We start from the raw sequence: 20,384 nt of genomic DNA on the forward strand, positions 1-20,384 counted from the left end.
TGTCGATCTATGTATTTGTCTTGAGTGCACCATGGATCCCTGTGGGAGCGAGCAAGCTCGCTCCCACAGGGGTCGTGGTGTAGGTGAGATTAGTGTTTTTCCTCCAGGACTTTGTTCAGTTCGGCACCGTCGATGCTCAGCGTGGCGGTGTTGAGCATGCCGTCCAGGTATGCCTGGGCGATCTGTTCCTGGCGCTGTGCACGCAGGGCCTGGGTCAGTTGATCGCGCAGTTCGTCCAGCGTCGCGGTGCGGGCCGGTTGCTGTTCGGTGAGTTTGATCACGTGAAAACCGGCAGCGCTTTGCACAGGATCAGACACGGCGCCGACCTTGAGCCGAGCCACGGCGCCTCGCACCTCCGGCACCAATTGCTGCAACGGTTGCAGCCCGCTATCACCGCCCCGCTCTGCCGTAACGCGATCCTGCGAATACTGCGTCGCCAGCGCGGCAAATTCCGCCGGTGAGGCCTGCGCTTTCTTGCTCAGCTCAAATGCTTGCTTGCGCACCGCGTCCAACGTCGCAGCATCACTGACGCCAAGGAAAATCTGACTGACCCGATACAGCGCCGGCGTCTGCCAACTGGCCTTTCCCGCCTCGTACGCCTGCTGGATTTCAGCCGCACTCGGATACTCCGCCGGCACCTGACTCACCGAGCGCAGGTAATCGCGAAAGACAATCTGCTCAGTCGCCGCCCTGGTCTGCCGTACGATCTCCGGGCGCTGCGCCCAGCCCTGCGCGTCGGCCTGTTCCAGCACCGCTTTCTCGGCCAGCCGCGTGCGAATCCAGCGCTCCAGCGCCTCGCGATTTCCCCGCAATTGCTCGCGAGCTTCAGGCGCAACGGTCGCCAGCAACGCCTGAAGCTCCTCGGGGGTGACCTGCTGATTCCCCAACCGCGCCACCGCAGGCCCCGCAGCAACCGCCGCCAACGGCGAGGATTGCTGGGCGGCAACCGGGTCACTGCCCGGCCGCAGCACCAGCGCCACGGCCACCACCAACAGCGCCACCGCAGCGGCGCTGATCACCATGGCAGGCTTTTTCACAGCGCGACTTCCTCTTGCTCGGCAACTGCCGCTTTGACGGTCGCGGCCTGTGCGGCCTGACTGAAATCACGCAGGTAGACGATGAACTCCTGCAACAGTCGATCCCACAATTCGAGATTACCGCGCAGATGATCGTTACTCACGCCGGCGGCCAGCACCACGTCCATTTCCATTACCAGAAATTCGCCCTGCAACGACAACCGCGCAAAGCGCCGGGTGGCGTTCCATTGTTCGGCCACACCCGGCGGCAACTCGCCTTGCACGCGCAGCGCACAACTGAAGGTGAAGTCGACGTAGCTGCCCTGCTCCGCCGCCGGGTTGCCGAACCGCACGGCGTAGCCGATGCCCTGGCTGGCGCTGAGCAACTGGACGATACCGTTCTGCTCGGTCTGGTTGACGCGGTAACCGGCCGCTTGCAACACCTCGGTCAGTGATTGTGGCGATACGTGGCTGATGAGTTGAGTCATGGCTGCTTCCTTGTCTGTCAGTGGGCGCGCGCGGCTTGCGGCGCGTCGAATTGAGTTTTGTAGAGGTCGTCACCGAAGCCCTGAGCCAGTTCATCGAACTTGACCCGCGCACTGCCCGCGAAGGGCTGGCGGATCTTCATCACCTCGGCGACGTCGATGTTTTCGTAGGCCGTGAGGATCTGCTTGGCGACACCGTACATCTGTTGATTCTTGGCTGAACATTGCTGCACTTGTGTGTCACGTTCGCTCAATTGCGCCTCGAGCTTCGCGCGTTCAGCCTCTTTGCCACGGGCCATGACCAACAAATCGTCATAGGCCTTCTTGAACTTGCCGGTCTGCTCGACGCTGGCCGCCACTTGCGCCTGGGCCTGGCTGTGCAGGCTCTGTTGCTGGCCGGCGAGCTGTTCGGCAAGGCCTTGGGCCTTGGCCAGTTCCGCCGTCAGCTGCTTGATCTGCGCCTGCGCAGCCTTGGCTTCGTTCTGCGCCGCCAGTTGCGCAGCGCTGGCCTGGGCCTGCTGACTTTGCAGAGCCTGAAGCTGCTGAGTGGTGCTGCGCAATTGCGTGCGCAGGCGTTCTTCCATGCCTTCGGCATTCGCGCCAGTGGCGATCAACAGGCCGAGCCCGAGCAACACGAATCGCGATTTCATAAGCCTCTCCTGGCGCTTTAGAAGCGCGTGTTGATCTCAAGCTGCAAGACGTCGATGTCGTACGGCGCGCCATACACCGCCTCGGTGCTCATCCAGCGTCCGGTGGCGTAAACGTTCTTCGCCAGACCGTAATTGCCGCCGAGGAAATAGCCCTTGGCGTTGGTCCCGCCAAGGTGGAACGACGAGTCGTTGAAGCCGTCCGGCAAGGCATCCGGCTGGATGTATTTGTAGCCGGCGAACATGTTCCAGTCGCCCTGCTTCTTCAGGTCCAGTGCGCTGCCGAGGGTGAACTGCACCATCCACGCATTGGCGCCGCTGTCGATGTCGCCGTTGCTGTCGAGGTTGTTGACGATCTGCCCGGCCGAGCGCCTGCGCATGTCGCCTTCGTTGTAGGCGAGGTTGTGGATGTAGTTGCCCTGACTGCGCAGTTTGAAATCTTCCGGCAGGTCGGCATCCCAGACCATATTGAGATCGAGCAGATTGAATTCCGATGCGAGGCCGACGAATTGCGGTTGCGGCGTGGTCGTCGGGTTGAGCGGGTTCGGCGTAATGTCGCGTAGCAGAAACACGCTGTTGCCCTTCTGCATGAACGCCGCGCGGCTGCCATCGCTGTCACAGCCGGGGGCGCCGGCCCACGGTTCGCAAGGCGCCGAGCGCTGGCCTTCGATATCGTCAAAGCGGTAATAGGCCAATGCGCCCTTCAAGCGGTTGTTGCTGTTGATCGCCCATTTGGCGCCGATCTGCGCGCCGTACAGCCACTTGTTGTCGCTTTCTTCCTTGTCGAAGCCGTTGCTGCTGGCCGTGTCGTTGGTGTAGTCGACCGGGAACGCGCCGACGGTGCCGAACACGCCCCAGTCGCGGTTGAGCTTGTGATCGAACAGCGCTGCGACGCCATCGAAATTCAGGTCATTGGAATAGAGCATGTCGGTGGACATGAACGGGTTGGCGAAGCGCCCGCCGGTCAGGGTCAGCTCATCGCTCGGTTTCCAGTTGAGGTAACCCTGATCGAGCCAGATGTCTTTCTTGGCGAACCCGCCGCCGAGGTTTTGCGTGGTCGAGACCGGGTTGTTGTCCGAGCCGGTGCCGATGCGAATGCCGGCGGTCCATTGCGGCGAAATCTCGGCTTTCATGCCCAGCCGCGCGCGAATGCGGAACTGGTTGGTGCGGTCTTCGCGGGTATTGAGCAGCGGCGGCAGGCTGGTGCTGCTGTTGGGATTGACGTCGTACGGGCCGTTGTTGTTGAGCTTGGCGAAGTCGACGATCTCGTTGCTGTTGCTGTCCGAGTAGTAGCGCGATTCGTTGCGCAGGCGAATATCACCGTCAAAGCTGATGCGCGCAGCCCATTCCGGGAAGCTGTTGGGCGCGGCCCAGTTTTCCTGTTTGGCGGTGGCCATGACCTCGGCTTTGACCTGATCGCGAATCTGATCACGCACCGCCGCCGGCACGTATTGCACACGGACATCGCCCGGTGCGGCGACTGGCCCGGCAGCCACTGCCGTGGTCGCGGCAGCCTGCTTGGCCTGGACGGCTTCGTTCTGCGCCTGAGCGATCAAAGCATCGGCCTTGTCCTGTTTCAGAATGCCCTGCTCGACCAGCAAGCGGATCAGATTGATCGTGGCGTTTTCCGACGGTGCCGGCGCGGCCACGGCCTGACCGACCAGGGTCGCGACGACCATGCCGACCGCCAGGGACAATCGATTCACATTGGAAATCATCTGCACACAACTCCTTTTGGCCAAGCTCGAAGGCTTGGCAATAAACAGGCTGGGTTAACCCGGACGCTGTCCTTGCAGGGACAGGCGCACGGGCAAAGTGATCGAGGCCGGAGGCCGTTCGCTGAGGGCCGGCGCGCCACGCAGCGCGGCCAGCACCTGGGTATCGATTTGCGGGTTGCCGCTGGACTTGATCAGCTCGACGCGGGTGATCTCGCCGACGCTGCTCAGCCACACATCCGCCTGCAACGAGAACGCGAGGTTGCGCAGCTCCGGGTTTTCGCGCAGCAAGCGTTGAAAGGTGAACGCGAGGAACTGGCTGTACGTGCCGGTGCCCAAACGCCCGCCGCCGGCCCCGGCCATGCCGCCGCCCTTGCCCGCGCCGATGTTGAAGGCGTCATTGCCGGACTGCGCATCACCGTCCATTTGCATGGGGTTGGCCAGGTCGTCCGCCGGCGATGGCGGTGCCTCTTCTTCAGGCTTGACCTCTTGCGGCTCGGGCGTTGGCTCGGGCTCGACGACTTTTTCTTCCACCGGGGTTTCCGGCTCCGGCGGTTTTTCCGGCGGCGGTGGTGGCGGTGGCGGCAACGGAATGATCGTCGGCACCTTCGGCGCTTCGCGGCGTACGCCCGCCATGTCGTTGGCCCACTGCCAGAGCAACCATGCCGCCAAAGCAGCGATGAGCAGACCGGCGCCCCACTTGGCATAACGCAGCGGCGACTTCTTCACCGGCAATGGCTCGATCGGAAGTTGTGCAGTCATGACTCAGCCCTGACTCGGTTTGCCGGTGACGAGACCGACCTGGGACAGTTCGAGCCGGCGCAACAGATCCAGCACCTCAATGACCTTCTGGTATTGCACCGTCGCATCGCCGCGCACGATCACCGGGAAATCCGGGCTCTGCGCTTTCTCGATACGCAGGCGCTCTTCCAGCTCGGCGAGGGTCACCGGGTAGGCATCGAGAAACACCTGACCGCCGTCATTCACCGAAATCGCCTTGGTCTTGGCTTCCGACAGCGACACCGAGGCACTGGCCTTGGGCAGGTTGATCTGGATCCCGGAGACCTGTGCGGTGGCGGTAAGGATGAACATCACCAGCACCACCATCAGCACGTCGACCAGCGGCGTGATGTTGATGCTGTCCACCGCGGCATCTTCATCATCGTCGTGGGAGGCATTTACGGACGCCATGGCAATGCTCCTCAGGCCGGTACGGAATGGTTGGCGTGATGGCCGCGCGCATGCGACGACTCACTGAACTGACTCTCGCCGTGCATCTCCGCCAGACGGGTGATGAACTCGTCGACGAACACGCGCATGTCGGCGCTGACTTCCTTGTTGCGAGTGATCAGGCGGTTGTAGCCAAACAGCGCCGGGATCGCCACGAACAGGCCCATGGCGGTGGCGAGCAACGCTGCGGCCATGCCCGGTGCGATCGCATTGATGTTGACGTCACCGGCCATCGCCGTGCCGAGGAACACCACCATGATCCCCAACACCGTGCCGAGCAGGCCGATGTAGGGGCCGCCGGCGATGGCGTTGGACAGGGTCGAGAGTTTCGAACTCAGTTGCTGGTTTTCACGGGTGCGCACGCCGTCCATCGAGCAGCGGATGGCTTCGATGGTCGCAGCCGAAACCGATGAGGTATCGGCGCCCTGCTCGCGGCGGGTGCGGATCTCTTTGACCGCCACCAGGTACAGGCGCCACAGCGAGGAATGTTGCAGGCGCTGAGCGAGTTGCGCGTCGTCGGCGAACATTTCCAGACGCGTGCCGACCTTGGCGAAATGCGTGCGGAAGTCTTCGTTGGCCGCGGTGACACGGCTGAGGGTGCGGTTCTTGCGCAGCATGATGATCCACGACTGGAACATCATCAGCACCAGCACGGCGATGATCACCCAGGCGTCCACCGGCACCGCATTGAGCAGGAAACCGAGGCTGCCGAAACCGAAACCGGACTGTTCTTCGTCGACGCCGTAAGCCACCAGCTTCGACTCGGCGCCCTGGGACGTGGCATCGGCCAACAGCAGCGCGGCGGGACGGGCGACTTTCGACAGGCGCAGCTCATCGATAGCGCCCACGAACGGCTGGAACGGCCCTTCATGCAGATCGGCACCGATGGCCATGACCGAGTTGAACGCCGGCATCGCCTGAGCAAGCGTGGCCGCTTCGCGACCGTTGATGAACAGGGTGACTTTGGAACCTTCAGCGGTCAGCGCGACATGCTGCCATTGGCCCGGATTCAGCGCTTGTGTGGCGACGGCACGTTGACCGTCGATTTCAACAAACGGCACACCTTGGTTGGCACCGACCAGCAGGCTGTTGGCGCCTTCACGACGGGCGAGAATCAGTTGCTCGCCACTGGCCTGATCCAGACGCAGCCAGGCACTGAAGGTAAACGCACTGCCAGCGTTGTGTTGCAGCGAAGGACTGGCCGGCAGCAGCAACGGCTGGCCACTGAACTGCAAGGCGCGCCCGACGACGCCGTCAATCGCCGCGCCGGTGGCGCTTTGCGCGGTGTTGCCATAGGCGGTGGTGTCTTTGGCCGGGGTGCCGGTGGCGCCGTCGAAGTGATACAGCGCGGTGTAATTAGGGTCGAAGGTCAGTTGGCCGTTGCCGGTCGCCGGCGCCTTCTGATTGCCGTAATACATCCAGATGTCCTGCCGCTGCCCGCCTTCGACATTCGGCACGTCGACCCAGATCAGCGCCATGCCCATCAGCGCGTCGAAGCTTTCGATCTGGTGGTTGAGCACGGTTTTGTCATCGGCAGCGACGAAGCGCAAATCCGAGCCGTCCTCTTTCACCCCGTCGAACGTAAAGTTGCCAGTGTGCAGGCGCACCAGCAGCGCCGTGCGACCGAGCGCCTGATTGATCGCCGCGCCCTGCGGCGTGGTGTCGACGGCGATCTGTTTGCGGTAATGCCAGTCATCCTGCCACCAGGCCTGAGCCGTGGCCGGGAGCACGAAGCCCAGGCAGATCAACAGGGAAAGAATGAGGCGCTGCATGAAAAGTGCTCCTGGTTAGAAAGTGGCCTGAAGGTTGAAGTGCAGGCGCGATTCCTGTTTCGAGGTGTTCGGCCCTTCGAGTAGCGGGTAGCCCCAGTCGAGGCTGCCGGACAGCCATTTGCTCAGGCTGGCGCGGGTGCCGAGGCCGACACTGGCCAGGGCGTAATTGGCGTCCTGATCCGGCAGTTCGTCGCGCAGATAGAGTTGTGCGCCTTCGGCAAAGGCGTAAAAGCGCCAGTCCTGCATCCAGGTGCCGGCGAATTTCGCCAGCGACGGCGTGCGCAGTTCCTGACTGAGCAGGTAACCGTCATCGGCGGTGCGTTCTGCAGCCAGATAGCCGCGCACCGAAGTCGCGCCGCCGGCGGAGAATTGTTCGTTGGAAACCAGTGGGCCCGAGGCCAATTGGAACGCCGCTTTGGTCGCGCTCTGCCAATCGCTGTCGAAGGTCCAGGTGTAATTGGTGTCGCCCTTGAGCACGGCGAAACTCGGTTTGGCGCGGTAGCGTTTGTAGTCGAAATCTTCGTCGGAACTGCCGTAACCGAAAATGCTGCGAGTGGCCGCGACCAGACTCAAACCGAGACCGAGCTGGCTTTTTTCGCTGTAGCGATAACCGTTGTAGGCGAAGGTAAACGGCGCGTATTGCAGCGGCACCTTATCGCTCTCGCCGGACAGGGTCAGGCGTTCGTCAAAGTCCTTGAAGTCGATGCCGGCCGACAGCGAGTTCGACCAGTTGCCGCTCGACGGCAGCGTATAAATCGCCGAGACACCGTAGCTGTGGCCCTTGCCGAGCACGTTGCTGCCACCGATGGTGGCGACGTTGCTGTCGGACTGGTAACCGGAAAACTGCACGCTCCAGCGCTCGCTCAGCGGTGCGGTGTAGGAGCCCGACCAGACCTTGGCGTTGTCGGTTTCCTGCGGCGCGGTGAAGAACGTCAGGTTGACGCTGTGGCCGAGTTGCCAGAGGTTGTTGTAGCCGAGGCTGGTGACGGTGCGCAGCTTTTCGGTGTCGGCGCTGTAATCGTTGTTGAGGCCGACGCTGGCGGTCCACGGGTTCTGGTCTTCGACCTGCAGATCGACGTCCATGGTGCCGGGGCGCTGACCTTCGCGCACCAGCGGCATGACTTGCCGGCCCGGGGTTTTGTTGAGTTGCGCCAGTTCGCCCTGGACCTTGGCGAAATCCGGCACCTCGCCTTCCTTCAGCGCCGGTACGTTGTCGCGAATGTCCAGCGGCGAATAGTGCTTGGCGCCGACCACGCGCACGCGGCCGACCTTGGTTTCGCTGACTTGCAGGTAGACGATGCCGTCAGCCACGGCTTGCTCCGGCAGCTCGACGAACACCGATTGATAACCGCGCTCCTGATAGGCCTTCTGCAACGCATCGCGGGCGCCTTCAATATCGCTGAGGGCTTTTTGCGGGCCGAGAAACGGATACACCGCTTCCTCGATCGCCGGCGCATCGAGCACGGTATTGCCACGTACGAAGTATTCGTTGACGTCGACCAGACGCGGCGCTGCAGCGTTTGCGGCGCCCTCTTCGGCCAGCGCCGGCTGCACGCCTGCCGTCACCAGCAGCCAGCCGCACAGCGCCAGCCGTGACTTGAAAATCGGTTCCACACTACCCCCTGAATTCGCGATGACCTGTTGGCGCTTCAGCGCCCGGTGTGTTGCCGCTGTTAGTTGCCGACGTGCGGGGCGCAGGCGTGTTTGCCCAGCCAGGTGTGCAACAGCGCGAAGTTCAAGGAGAACTCGGGCATTTGCAGCAAGGCACCGCAGAACACTTCGCCGATGATTTTCTGAATGAGCAGCACCGCACGCGGCTCGTTGAGCAGCGTGGCGATGTCGCGACTGAGGGCGCTGAAGCTCCAGACTTTCTGGTTCAGACCGAGGCCGACGAACCAGCGGAACAGCAGGTTGTAATTGAGCTGTTCATAAAGCTGCTGTTCGCTGGGTACCGAGTACAGCAGTTGCAGAAGCAGGATGTGCATCACCGTTTGCGCCGGAATCAACATGCCCGGCTCGGCATTCAGGTCGTGCAGGAGTTCGCGGTGGGCATCAAGCAAATCGTCGATCTGCGGGCGCAGCAAAACCAGCGAATGCCCCGGCGGAATGTAACTCGACACCTCTTTCAAAGCGCCCTGCCAGTCATCCTGCGAAACGATCCAGACCCACGGCGCGCCGTAGCGATACACCGACACCGGCTTCTTGCGCGCCGCCTCGACGATCTTCGACAAGCGCTGATCGAGTTCCTGCATGCCCACTTTCGAATAGCGTTCCATAGTCCCCATTGCCTCACTCCCGGCGTCCCGCCTCGGCTTGCAAAGTGCACCCCGAAGGGCCCCTCAAGCGCGTTACATAGGCATGACCGGACTGGCTATGTGCTACCGAACTTTTGTCATAAAAGCTTCATTACACGAGATCGCTGGTGGGGGAGTTTTCAAGTTATGAAAACAAACGCGGGAGAAGCCAGAAACAAAAGCCCCTCACCCTAGCCCTCTCCCGAAGGGAGAGGGAACTGACCGCGGTGATTGGAAGAGGTACGCCGACATGAAATACCGAGTCGAATGCAAATTTCGAATCCAACTGAAATCGGCTCCCTCTCCCTCGGGAGAGGGCTGGGGTGAGGGGCGAATCCACCGAAAATTTCAAGCCATGCGGCGCTTCTAACCACTCAACAATGAGCGTTAGCTCGAGTGCCCTTGATCTTGATCTTGCCTGACCAGCGACATCGGAAGGCTGAGTGGAGGGATTGATCCGGGCGTGGGAGCGCAGCGACCGTACGACGAAGTCGTACACAGCGGAAGTAGGTGCAGCGAAGCAAACCGTAGCCGCTGCGCCCGGATCGATCCCGGAGCGAAGGAACCCGAGCCTGCGAGGGCCGAACGCAGGAGCAAAGCCTTTTGGTTCCTTTTTGGCGTTTGAAAAAGGGACTCGCCGTAAGGGCGAAACCGCCAGAAGCCCCCCCCGAAGCAACGGATATTCACCCCAAACAACCAAAGCCTGGTCGGCCCAGAGGCCGCCACGCCCCCAAAAAATCACAAGAAAAAAACACCGAGCCAACAAATTTTCCACATCTTTTCTTTCATGATTCGTCGCGCTGATACGTCTAGTTCAGAGACAACGAAAAAAACCCATTCCCGATCAGGCCCTGAAAAGGAGTAAGCGCATGTACAACTCGCAACTACCAGCGGACGGTAGCCAGGCCCCCAAAGGAATCCCCATGAGCCCGAACGCGAGCGAATTCGGCCAGCGCGGCGAGCGACACGGCAATGAACGCATCCGGTTGCTGCTCAAAAGCTTCGGCCTGCGCACCAGCCTGATCCGTCTGAAAGTGATCGACGCGCTGCTGGTCGCCGCACAACACGAGCGCAGACTGGGCGTGCGCGGTGTCCACAGCCAATTGCTGGATCTGGATATTCCGCTGTCCTTTCTCAGTGTGCGCGAAGTGCTCAAACGCCTGTGCAGCGAAGGGGTGATCGTCTTCAATGAAGACAAGAGCTACAGCCTGCATCCACAGGCTGCGGCGGTTCTCAAGCACGATTGAAGTGAGCGGCGATCGCCGTCAAGGCTTGACCTTGCGGCGCATCACGCCATTGATCACCACGACGACCACCGCTACAGCGATCGCGACAAACTGGAAGGTCTTCTCGGTAATCATCCCGGCGTTCTGCAGCCACGACAGGCCGAGCATGATCGCCAGGACCGACAAGGCGATCACAATTGAATAAATCAAGCGTTGCTTCTGGGTCATTGCGGCTTCCTGAGACTTTTTAAAATGTATCGAATTTGTATCCGTTTGCATGCCATGCGCATACCGATCGGTTGCAATGCATTGGCTGTAAACGGGGTCTCATGTTACAGCCGCGCAAGCGTTTTGGCTTGCTGGCGGCGTTACCTCTGAGGATTTTTCAAATGCTGCGTCGTATCACCTGGCTGATCCCCGTTCTGGCCCTGCTCACCCTGAGTGGCTGCATCATCTTCCCCCACGGACATGGCGATCATCACCGTTATTACCAAGGAGGCCCTGGCTACTACCAGCATCGTTGAAGCACGATTGCTCGCCCTTCCCTGCAGGTCGATAAACTGACCCAGGCTGTTAATTCAACAGCCCAGCTCATATTCAGCAAAGCCCGCCAATGGCGGGCTTTGCTGTTTTTGCAATAAACAAAATCGGCATAGAGCTAAACATTTTGCAAGCTTTTGAAACTTAATGTCGCAGCAAAACAATAGGTTGCGCGAGTCTGTGCAACTTAGTCTCTGCCAACTTTTTCGACCACCCAACAAAGACGTTTATGCAGAGAACTCTCATACCCATCGGGCCCTATCAAGTGCTCGGCTTCTGCCTGGCGATCAGTGCTTTTGAACTGCTGACGTACATGGCCAGCGACTTGATCATGCCAGCCATGCTCAGCGTAACTCACGAATTGCAGGCGGATGCGCGACATGTACCCAACGCTTTCAACCTCTATCTGCTGGGCGGCGTCTGCCTGCAATGGCTGATCGGGCCACTGTCGGATCATTGGGGGCGACGCCGCGTGTTGCTGGTCGGCTGCGCCTTGTTCGCAGCGGCGTGCGCGGCGGTCTTCATCAGCCAGAGCATTGCCGTGTTCAATCTGCTGCGGCTGCTGCAAGGCATGGGTATCGGCTTCGTGGTTGCGGTGAGTTATCCGGCGCTTCAGGAGGTTTTCTGTGAGGCCGATGCGGTGCGCCTGATGGCACTGCTCGGCAATATCGCCCTGCTGTCGCCGCTGATCGGGCCGTTGCTGGGCGTCGTCCTGCTGCAATGGCTGTCATGGCGCGAACTGTTTCTGGGGCTGGGTGTTGCCGCTTTGCTGGTCTGGCTGGGGCTGTTTGCGTGGATGCCCGAGACGGTGGGCGTGACCCGACACGACGGGCATCGGCAGGCGTCGATTGGCTTTTCATGGCAGCAGACCTGGCAACGCTACCGCGCCCTGCTCGGCAATCGGCGGTTCCTCGCCGCAAGTCTGGCCCTGGGGTTAATGAGCCTGCCGCTGATTGCCTGGATCGGTCTGGCACCGTTGCTACTGATGCAGGTGCTGAACCTGACGCCCATTCAGTATGGCTTGTGGCAGATCCCCATCTTCAGCGCCGTGATCGTCGGCAATCTGATTCTCGACCGTTTGCTGCCCACTCATTCGTTGCCTCGGGTTGTTCGCCTGGCGCTCTGGCCGTTCTGCGCTGGCCTGTTGGCGCTGATCGGCTGCGCCCTGTCCGGCGCTGGCATCGCTCCGGTGGTCGCGAGTCTGTCGGTGTACGCGGTCGGGCTGGGCATGAGCAACGCTGCTCTGTATCGATTGGCGTTATTTGCCAGCGACGACAGCAAAGGGCTGGTTTCGGCGTCGGTCGGCATGTTGTCGATCACGGTGATGGGGCTCGGCGGGGGGCTGATTGCAACCATCGGCGCAGGCGCACGTCTCGAACTCTTCGCGCTTTTCGCCGCCTTCAGCGGCCTGATGTGCCTGCCTCTGTTGCAGGGCCTGCGGACAAGACGCAGTCGCACCTCAGCTTCTGATCAGTAAAGGAATAATTGAAATGATTGATTTATCCGCCTGCGATGCGCTGTGCGCATTGCCGCAGCCCTATTGCCAAAATTCAGTGCCCGCAGGGCTGTTCGACCACGCCATGAGCGAGATCAGCCAGTTCCATTGTCAGCACACGCCGGGCTATGAACATTGGTTGAACGCCAACGGTCTTGATGTCCGCGACCTCAGCTGCCTTGATGACTGGTCGCGGCTGCCGCCCATTCTCGCCAACTTCTTCAAGCAACAATTGGTGCTCAGCCCCAGCGCAGAAAACGCTCTGGAGCTGACGTCATCCGGCACCAGCGGGCAGAAAAGCCGCATGCGCTATGACGAGCGCAGCCTGTCGCGCGCGCAGTTCATGGTCGAACGGATTTTCCATCACTACGCTTGGAATACCGCAGAAACGCCCTGCAATTACCTGCTGCTCAGTTATGAGCCGCACGGTGCCATCACGCTGGGCACGTCATTCACGGACCAATTCCTCTGCCGCTTCGCTCCCGTCAATCGCGTGGTCTACGCCTTACGCAGCAACGGCGCAGGCCACCAATTCGATGTGTTCGGGGTGATCGCCGCTCTGCAGGCGTTCGCTGAAGAAGGCCTGCCCGTGCGGATTTTCGGCTTTCCGGCGTTTCTCTGGCAGGCCCTCGAACACATGAAGACCACCGGGGTGGCAGAGCTGAAACTGCCGGAGCAGTCACTGGTGTTTTTCGGCGGAGGCTGGAAAGCCCGCGCCAGCGAAGAAATTGCCAAAGATCAGCTGTACGCGCGCATTGCGGCGCAACTCGGCATCGAAATATCGCGCTGTCGAGACGGTTACGGCGCAGTCGAACACGCGGTGCCGTACATCGAATGCGCCCATCACCATTTTCATGTACCGGTTTACTCCAGAGTTTATGTGCGCAATCCACACGACTGGTCTGTCCAGCCCTACGGCCGGCAGGGCCTGCTGGGCTTCGTCTCTCCGTACATTTCCTCAAGTCCGGCGCATGCGGTAGTGATGAGCGATCTGGCCACCTTGTACCCCGGATCGAGCTGCGGCTGCGGCCTGTCCAGCGACTGGTTCGAACTGCATGGCCGCGCAGGCACCACCGCAGGCCGAAGCTGCGCGATGGCGGCATCCGAACTACTGGGGAGGCACTGATATGTACCTGATCAATGGACAACTCACCGCCGACTGCGACTTGGGCGACGCCCTGCTGGCGTTGCAGCAGCACTTGCCGCAACAGCTGCGCATTCCGCTTGACAGCGCAACCGTGCTCGCCGCGGTGGCAAACTTCGCGCAGCGCTTGCAAAGCTCTACATCGACGCTGCCACTCGATGATGAGCAACGGCTGGCACTGATTGATTTCTGCCGGCCGCAAGCACTGCAACACAAGCTTGAACGTGAACTCGGCGATCAATCCGAGTCGCTGCGACGCATCGATTACCGCAAAGCGCATTTTGAACGCTGGTGCCCGTTGGGTCTGGTGATGCATGTCACGCCGGCCAACGCGCCGCTGCTGGCCTGTTGCGCCATGATCGAAAGCCTGCTGGCCGGCAACATCAATTGGCTGCGCCCGAGCAGCAGCGATCGAGGTCTCACGGCAAGACTGCTGCACGCGCTGGTTCACAGCGACACCAGCGGACAGTTATGCCATTACGTGGCGGTACTACCGGTCGCCACAGCGCAGATCGGCCAGTTATGCCAGTGGGCCAACGGCGTGTCGGCCTGGGGCGGCGAAACCGCGTTGCGCGCCATCCGTGAACAGTTGCCACCCGGTTGTCGCTGGATCGACTGGGGCCACCGCATCAGTTTTGCCTATCTGACGCCTCCAGCCGCTACACCGCAGCGGCTGGAGGCGTTGGTCGATGAAGTCTGCCGACTCGATCAGCAGGCCTGCTCGAGCCCACAATGGCTGCTGGTCGACAGTAACGACCCTGCAGTCCTGGAAAGGATCGGTGCCGATCTCGCCGAGGCCTTCGAGCGCCGCGCCGAACAGTGGCCGGCGCTGCTGCCGACGATTCAGGAAGCCAGCGAGATCAGCACCCAGGCGATGATGGCGCGGCTGAGCCAGAGCTTTTGTGCGGTGAGCGGACGCGTATGGAGCGCGGCGGGATGGCGAGTGATCTGGTCCCATGATCAGGCGCTCGCGCCCTCGCCGCTGTTTCGCACATTGCTGCTCAAACCCCTGCCCCGCCATGGTTTGACTGAGCATTTGTTGCCGTGGCGCAAGGTCTTGCAGAGCTGCGCACTGATCTGCGAAGAGGCGCAGATCGGCGAGCTGGCGCGCGAGCTGATCGCCGCAGGCGTCAGCCGAATTGCTCCGGTGGAGAGCATTCATGACGGCTACGAAGGCGAACCGCACGACGGTGTGTACGCACTGCAACGCTTGAGTCGTCGGGTGTCGGTCAGCGTCACACCCACACAGATCCCTTGCCGCATGAATCTCGACCCGCCCCCTCGCGCACTGTCTCCGACGGGCCTGCCGATCACCGATAAAAGCGCTTTCATCGCCACCCCGCCGACCACCACCGCACAACTGTTTTTTCGCTCCGGCGGCAGCAGTGGTACGCCAACGCTGTCGGGCTACAGTTATCGCGACTTTCACCAGCAAATGCGCGCAACGGCCGACGGTCTGTTCGCGGCGGGCCTCGATCCACACCGCGACAAGGTCATGAATCTGTTTTTCACGGGTGGCCTTTACGGGGGGTTCTTCAGTTTCGCCAAGGTTCTGGAACTACTGGGCGCCCGCCACCTGCCCATGGGTGCGCCGGCGGACGATGACTACAGCGACATTGCCCAAGTGATCATCGACCAGAAAGTCACCGTACTGATCGGCATGCCCAGCACCGTGCATCGACTATTTCGCAATGAAGAGCAGCGTCTGCGCGGTTATGGCGCGATCGAAAAAGTCTTTCTCGGCGGCGAACACATCAGTGATCAGTGCCGTGAGCTATTGCAAGCCTGCGGTGTCAGTTGTATTCGTTCTGCGGTGTACGGCAGCGTCGATGCCGGCCCCTTTGGGCATGCCTGCGGGGCGACCGGCGACGGCGTGTTCCATCTGATGGAGGCGATCCAGCAACTGGAAATCGTTGCGCTGGACGCCGACGCGCCGGTGATCGGCGATGAGGTCGGCCGTCTGCTGTTTACTTCCAAAGCACGCGAAGGACAGCGCGTGCAGCGTTATGACGTCGGAGACACCGGGCGCTGGCTCGCCGGCGACTGCCCTTGCGGTCTGCATTCGCCGCGCTTCGAACTGCTCCAGCGGCACGGCCGCCTGTTGCGTATCGGCACCGATTTCATCTGCCTCGATGAACTTGCCCGGCATTTGCAGTCACCGTTTCAACTGCACCTCGATCACGCCCCTGACGGCCTGGAACACCTGCTGATTCGCAGCCCGCACGAACCGGCCGATGCCCATGAGCGACTGCAACATTACACGACGCTGGACCTGTTACAGCGCAACGGCCTGCTCACGGTGCAGGCGCAACGCTGCGCGCCGGAGCAATTTCGCAGAAATAACCACAGCGGCAAGACGCCACAGTTGATCGACGCGCGCCGCTAGCGCTCGTCGTCATGGCCTGAATAAACAGAGACCTGAATGTATACCAAACCTGAACTCCACCAGTTACTTGCGTTTGTCCGCGAGAGCTCACCGTATTACGCCATGCATTGGCAACACGTGGCCGTGCAAGACACCGCGCTCGATCAACTGCCGGTAGTCGATCCCAAACAGTATTGGCAGGCCGGCCAGCCTCTTGAGCACTGGCCGGTACTGACCTCGGCAGTCGAACGGGCGCTGGTGTTCAAAACCGGAGGCACCACCGGCGCCGGCAAGCTTTCTGTGTTTACCCGCGAAGAATGGCAGGCGCTGGTGCGCGACTTCGGCAGCCAGCTAGGCCAACAGCTCAATCGGGGCGATCGGGTTGCCAACCTGTTTTTCGTCGGTGATCTGTATGCCAGTTTCGTTTTTATCCACGATGCCCTGGCTCACGAAGACGCAGGCGTTATCGAATATCCCTTCACCGGTGATGTCGATCCTGCGGCCCTCGCTGACGCTATCCGTCAGTACCGGATCAACGTGCTGGCCGGCGTTCCTGCGCAACTGTTGGCGTTTGCCGGCGAGCTCGAGCGCCAGTCGCTGTGCCTCTATGAAGTTCAAACGCTGCTTTACGGCGGCGAGAGTCTGTTCGCCGGGCAACTGCAAAGGTTGCGCCGGGTATTCCCGAATGCGCGCATTGCTTCGATCGGCTACGCCAGTGTCGACGCCGGGTTCATCGGTGCGTCGAGTCGCGATTGCGCGCTGGGCGAACATCGCATGCTGCCGGACCATAGCGTGGTGGAAATCATTGATGAACACACCGGGGAGGTCATCGACGAGTGCGGGCGAACCGGGCGGCTGGTAATCACCAACCTCACCCGCCGGTTGATGCCGTTGATTCGTTACCCGGTCGGCGACCTCGCCTGCTGGCGGGAACCGGCCACGGCAGCGCGGCGCAAGTTTGCCTTGATGGGCCGCAGCGCCAGCAGCCGGCGAATCCGGGTGGGCAGTATGACCCTGCTCACCGAAGACATTGAGCGGATTATCCAGCGCACCACCGGCAGCGAAGACTGGCAAATGATCATCAGCCAATCGGCGGGCGTGGACAGGCTCAGCTTCAAATGGCTGGTGGATACGCAAATGTCGGCAACTGCGCAATGCAGCGCGGCATTGCACAGCGAGCTGATCGATCAGTATCCGCTGATTACGCAACTGGGTCCGCAGGGTTTGCTTGAAGTACAGGTACGCGGTTGCAGCGCCGACCAACTCGTTCGTCATCCGCGCTCCGGCAAACATCAACGAGTCGTTGACCTGCGCGTTTATAACAATACCCCGCCGGAGCGAAGCCCATGGACAACGTGACGTTACGCAACTATCGCCCCTCCGACGCTGGCGCCGTCAGCCGACTGTTTCGCGAGATCTATGGTGATCACTACGTGCAGCCGCACGTGTATCTGCCGTTGATGATCAATCAGAATCACGGCGAAGGTCGTTGGCATTCAATGCTGGCGCATTCGGAGAAAAAGCTGCTCGGGCATGCCAGCTTGTGCCGCAACAGCGGATCGCACACGGCGGAACTGGCGTTGAGCGTGGTGCATCCGTCAACCCGCGGTCACAACATCGCCACACGACTGGGTGTGCGCCTGTTGATCCATGCACAAGCGCTGGGTTGCCAGGGCGTGACCATCAAACAGGTGACACAGCACCCGTACACACAGCGCATGGCCGAGCGCCTGGGTTTTTGCAGTACCGGGTTGTTACTCGATTATGTCCCTTCGCCCTTCGGCGAGCCGCTGTCGGAGTCGGTTGTCGTCGGCTTCACCGCCATCGATGGTTATCGTCGCCCGCTACCGGTACTGCCGTGGCCCGCCAGCTGTCGCGATTTCATGGAGCGCTTATCCAGCGTTTACGGGACGCAGAACAGGGAGGCACCGTGGGTCGGGCCGCCGTTGCATGTGGAGCACTGTTCCGGGCGTTACGAGGTGACGTTGAAAAAACTTGATTACAGTCTGTTGAAACAGTTATGCCAACTGCCGCAGCAATGGATGATCTCGATCAGGCTCAGGCTCGCCAGCGGCTTTGCCAGCGCCACCGAAAGCCTGGCGGCAATGGGCTTCATCTTCACCGGCATTGCCCCGAATGAACGTTGCCCGGGATGGCTGGCACTGTTTCATCGGGGCTACCGCGCGCAAACGCTGGAACTGCATTGCCCGCACATTCAGCGTTTGCATGACCGAGCCCAGCAGCAAATCGCACCGCGTACTGCCGAGGCGCCGTAAGCGATCTGAACAAACCTGGCCCGTTCGAGCACCGAGCGGGCCAGCGCAGGCGCTTTTATGCCTTGGCTTTGACGCCTTGGTCGACCGGCTTGGCGACGTTGCCTTCGCCGTAGGTCTTGAGGTTCTGCAGAACGTAAATGGCTTTTTTGAATTCGGGAATCAGGTTCTTGCCGTAGGCATTGCCATTCAGGCCGTTGGTCTGGATTGCATCGAGTTGCGTGGCGAAATATTCCAGCGCGTTGAATTTGACGTCGATGTCCTTGGTCACGCCGAAACGGTCGAACTTGTCGCCCGCGTTCATCAAGGTGAAGGAAGTGATTTCCGAGATCAGCCCGCGGCTGCGCAGCATCTCGCTCAGATTGCCCATTTGCTTGACCGAAACATTTGCCGGATCAAACCCCTTGATCGCTTTGCGCAAGCCCTGCTTGTCCATCTCGGCGGTATTGATCGCGTTGGGATCGTTGCCGACCAGAGTGAGCATTTGCTGCACCTTGACGCTCTGGGCCACTTGTTTCTTGGCGCCGGTGTCGCGAACCATCACCCCTGCCTTGCTTTCCCAGCCGCCGACAATACCGATTGTCATGAAATGTCTCCCTGCGAAATGACCATGAAATGTCCGTTTTGAATACGTTCAGTGGGCGCGAGTATCGGCGGGCGAACTGATGGCACCAACCTCTTTCTGCACTTTTTTACAATTCTCGTACATTCACGATACAAAAGCTGAACAACCCGCCGGCCTTGCGCCAGAGCTGTCATCGCATTGTCATGTCGAGAGGATTTTCGAATCAGCGCAGGTGCGGATACGGCGGCATGTATCACGCTTGATACCGACCAGTCATCGGCGTCGCGATTATTAGCACTCAAGTACCTCAAGCTTCGCCCGAGAACGACGATACGCTTTCAATACCCTCACTGTTGCAACCTTGCCCTCTAACAAGAATCGCTGCTCAAGGACCGGTCTCCATGCCCGCATTCCGCACCATTCAGGCCCGCTATACGTTGTTTCTGGTTCTGTTCATCCTGCTGCTGTCGGTGTTGACGGTGGTGGGCATCAGCCAACTGGTCGCCCCCAAACTGCGGGAAACCGAAGAACAAGTGGTGCTCAACCGCATCGCCGAAGTAGCCGAGCAGATTCAGGGCGAACTGAACAAAGTGCAGGCGCAACAGCGCAGCATCACCCAGACCATTCCATTGCTCGACAGCGCCGCCATCGATGCCGTGCTGCCGGGGCTGGTCGATCAGTATGGCGAATTGAAGGTGTTTGGCGGCGGGATCTGGCCACTGCCGGGCCAGCGTGAAGCCGGGCGCAACAAGTTCAGTACGTTCTGGCACCGCGACGCTTCGGGCAAGCTCGCCGTGAACACGTTCTGGAACAGCGACGCCGCTCCCAACTATTACGACCAGAGCTGGCACAAGGGCGGCATGGCCACACCCCGCGGCCAGTGTGCCTGGGCGGCGGCCTATAAAGATGATGCCAGCGCCGAGCCACGCACCAACTGCGCCATGGCGATTTTCAAAAACGGCAGCGCCTGGGGCGTGTCGACCATTGACGTGACCCTGGGTTTCTTCAACGACCTGGTGGCACGCAAGGAAAAAGACCTCAACGCCGAAATGCTCATTGTTGAAGCGGACGGCAAGATCATCAGCAACAGCTCGCGCATCAGCGGTCCGATCGTGCTGAAGAACATCAGCGAACTGGCCGCGACCTCGACCTTCGCCGCTCAGGTGAAAACCGGCCTGCAGAACCGCGACCAGGCGCAACGCAGCGAATTCGACAACAACGGTGAAGACAGCACGTTCTTCATGCGCCCGATCGAAGGCACGCCGTGGTTCCTCGCCACCGCGCTGCCGACGAAAATGCTCACCGCCCAGCGTGACGACGTGCTCAGCACCTTGAGCATGCTGCAGATTCCGCTGGTGATCCTGCTGGTGCTGTTGCAGGTCTACGCGATTCGCCAGTTGGTGCAGCGCATGAAAGCCTTGAAAGCCAACATCGACTTGCTCTCCAGCGGTGATGCCGATCTGACCCGCCGCATCACCATTCGCGCCGAGGACGAACTCGGTGCTATTGGTCATTCGGTCAACACGTTTATCGCCTACCTGCAAAACATGATCAGCGAAGTGACCCAGGCCACTGGTGCCATGGCCTCCAGCCTCGATGACCTGCAGCGTACTTCGG

General features: G+C 60.8%; 18 protein-coding genes and 1 pseudogene. 8 read left to right on the plus strand and 11 right to left on the minus strand.

Annotation, left to right across the window (positions count from 1 at the left end):
- Window positions 1-89: 89 nt before the first annotated feature.
- The 9 genes from V6F91_RS07210 to V6F91_RS07250 are packed head-to-tail and all read right to left on the minus strand — an operon-like array spanning window position 90 to window position 9,150.
- Window positions 90-1,037 (minus strand): peptidylprolyl isomerase, encoded by a 948-nt coding sequence (locus V6F91_RS07210; RefSeq protein ID WP_332763214.1) that lies wholly within the window; start codon window positions 1,035-1,037, stop codon window positions 90-92.
- Window positions 1,034-1,504 carry a YbjN domain-containing protein gene (locus tag V6F91_RS07215; RefSeq protein ID WP_332763215.1) on the minus strand — a complete coding sequence of 157 codons (471 nt, stop codon included), beginning with the start codon at window positions 1,502-1,504 and terminating at the stop codon, window positions 1,034-1,036. Before V6F91_RS07215 ends, V6F91_RS07210 begins: the two co-directional genes overlap by 4 nt.
- 17 nt (window positions 1,505-1,521) lie before the next feature.
- Window positions 1,522-2,151 carry a DNA repair protein gene (locus V6F91_RS07220; RefSeq protein WP_332763216.1) on the minus strand — a complete coding sequence of 210 codons (630 nt, stop codon included), beginning with the start codon at window positions 2,149-2,151 and terminating at the stop codon, window positions 1,522-1,524.
- A gap of 17 nt (window positions 2,152-2,168) precedes the next feature.
- On the minus strand, window positions 2,169-3,866 hold the full coding sequence (locus V6F91_RS07225) for a putative porin (RefSeq protein WP_332763217.1): 1,698 nt from the start codon (window positions 3,864-3,866) through the stop codon (window positions 2,169-2,171).
- A gap of 54 nt (window positions 3,867-3,920) precedes the next feature.
- The gene (locus V6F91_RS07230) at window positions 3,921-4,625 is read right to left on the minus strand and encodes an energy transducer TonB (RefSeq protein WP_332763218.1); all 705 of its coding nucleotides are present in this window, start codon (window positions 4,623-4,625) and stop codon (window positions 3,921-3,923) included.
- Window positions 4,626-4,628: 3 nt separating this feature from the next.
- A complete protein-coding gene (locus V6F91_RS07235; protein ID WP_007915482.1) occupies window positions 4,629-5,054 on the minus strand; it encodes an ExbD/TolR family protein in 426 nt (141 codons plus the stop codon).
- 11 nt (window positions 5,055-5,065) lie between these two features.
- Complete coding sequence (locus tag V6F91_RS07240; protein WP_332763219.1) at window positions 5,066-6,865, minus strand: DUF2341 domain-containing protein; 1,800 nt, start codon at window positions 6,863-6,865, stop codon at window positions 5,066-5,068.
- Window positions 6,866-6,880: 15 nt separating this feature from the next.
- The gene (locus V6F91_RS07245) at window positions 6,881-8,479 is read right to left on the minus strand and encodes a ShlB/FhaC/HecB family hemolysin secretion/activation protein (RefSeq protein WP_332763220.1); all 1,599 of its coding nucleotides are present in this window, start codon (window positions 8,477-8,479) and stop codon (window positions 6,881-6,883) included.
- A 59-nt stretch (window positions 8,480-8,538) separates the two neighbouring features.
- Complete coding sequence (locus V6F91_RS07250; RefSeq protein WP_090283170.1) at window positions 8,539-9,150, minus strand: transposase; 612 nt, start codon at window positions 9,148-9,150, stop codon at window positions 8,539-8,541.
- 878 nt (window positions 9,151-10,028) lie between these two features.
- Between V6F91_RS07250 and V6F91_RS07255 the strand changes: the two genes are divergently transcribed.
- Entirely contained in the window at window positions 10,029-10,406 is a 378-nt protein-coding gene (locus tag V6F91_RS07255) for a fe2+ zn2+ uptake regulation protein (RefSeq protein ID WP_332763221.1), read from the plus strand.
- Window positions 10,407-10,424: 18 nt separating this feature from the next.
- Here the strand turns inward: V6F91_RS07255 and V6F91_RS07260 are convergent, their stop codons facing one another.
- The gene (locus V6F91_RS07260; protein WP_090283703.1) at window positions 10,425-10,613 is read right to left on the minus strand and encodes a hypothetical protein; all 189 of its coding nucleotides are present in this window, start codon (window positions 10,611-10,613) and stop codon (window positions 10,425-10,427) included.
- A 161-nt stretch (window positions 10,614-10,774) separates the two neighbouring features.
- Here V6F91_RS07260 and V6F91_RS07265 point away from each other — a divergent pair, with 161 nt between their 5' ends.
- The 6 genes from V6F91_RS07265 (at window position 10,775) to V6F91_RS07290 (ending at window position 18,205) form a co-directional block, all read left to right on the plus strand.
- Window positions 10,775-10,909, plus strand: a complete 135-nt coding sequence (locus tag V6F91_RS07265; RefSeq protein ID WP_332763222.1) for a hypothetical protein — start codon at window positions 10,775-10,777, stop codon at window positions 10,907-10,909.
- 245 nt (window positions 10,910-11,154) lie between these two features.
- Window positions 11,155-12,402: an MFS transporter gene (locus tag V6F91_RS07270; RefSeq protein ID WP_332763223.1), complete on the plus strand. Its 1,248-nt coding sequence runs from the start codon at window positions 11,155-11,157 to the stop codon at window positions 12,400-12,402.
- A 13-nt stretch (window positions 12,403-12,415) separates the two neighbouring features.
- Entirely contained in the window at window positions 12,416-13,546 is a 1,131-nt protein-coding gene (locus V6F91_RS07275; RefSeq protein ID WP_332763224.1) for an acyl-protein synthase, read from the plus strand.
- Between the two features lies 1 nt (window position 13,547).
- Window positions 13,548-15,950, plus strand: a complete 2,403-nt coding sequence (locus V6F91_RS07280) for an acyl-CoA reductase (protein WP_332763225.1) — start codon at window positions 13,548-13,550, stop codon at window positions 15,948-15,950.
- A gap of 36 nt (window positions 15,951-15,986) precedes the next feature.
- On the plus strand, window positions 15,987-17,288 hold the full coding sequence (locus V6F91_RS07285) for a phenylacetate--CoA ligase family protein (RefSeq protein WP_332763226.1): 1,302 nt from the start codon (window positions 15,987-15,989) through the stop codon (window positions 17,286-17,288).
- A complete protein-coding gene (locus V6F91_RS07290) occupies window positions 17,276-18,205 on the plus strand; it encodes a GNAT family N-acetyltransferase (protein ID WP_332763227.1) in 930 nt (309 codons plus the stop codon). The genes V6F91_RS07285 and V6F91_RS07290 overlap by 13 nt, the downstream gene beginning before the upstream one ends.
- A 55-nt stretch (window positions 18,206-18,260) precedes the next feature.
- On the opposite strand, the gene V6F91_RS07295 is transcribed toward V6F91_RS07290, so the two are convergent.
- Window positions 18,261-18,788, minus strand: a complete 528-nt coding sequence (locus V6F91_RS07295) for a hypothetical protein (protein ID WP_332763228.1) — start codon at window positions 18,786-18,788, stop codon at window positions 18,261-18,263.
- Between the two features lie 380 nt (window positions 18,789-19,168).
- Between V6F91_RS07295 and V6F91_RS27350 the strand changes: the two are divergent.
- Window positions 19,169-20,299, plus strand: a pseudogene (locus V6F91_RS27350) (HAMP domain-containing protein); the annotation flags it as partial.
- Window positions 20,300-20,384: the final 85 nt, after the last annotated feature.

Origin of the sequence: Pseudomonas koreensis (assembly GCF_036668835.1) — a bacterium.
Lineage (GTDB): Bacteria > Pseudomonadota > Gammaproteobacteria > Pseudomonadales > Pseudomonadaceae > Aquipseudomonas > Aquipseudomonas koreensis_I.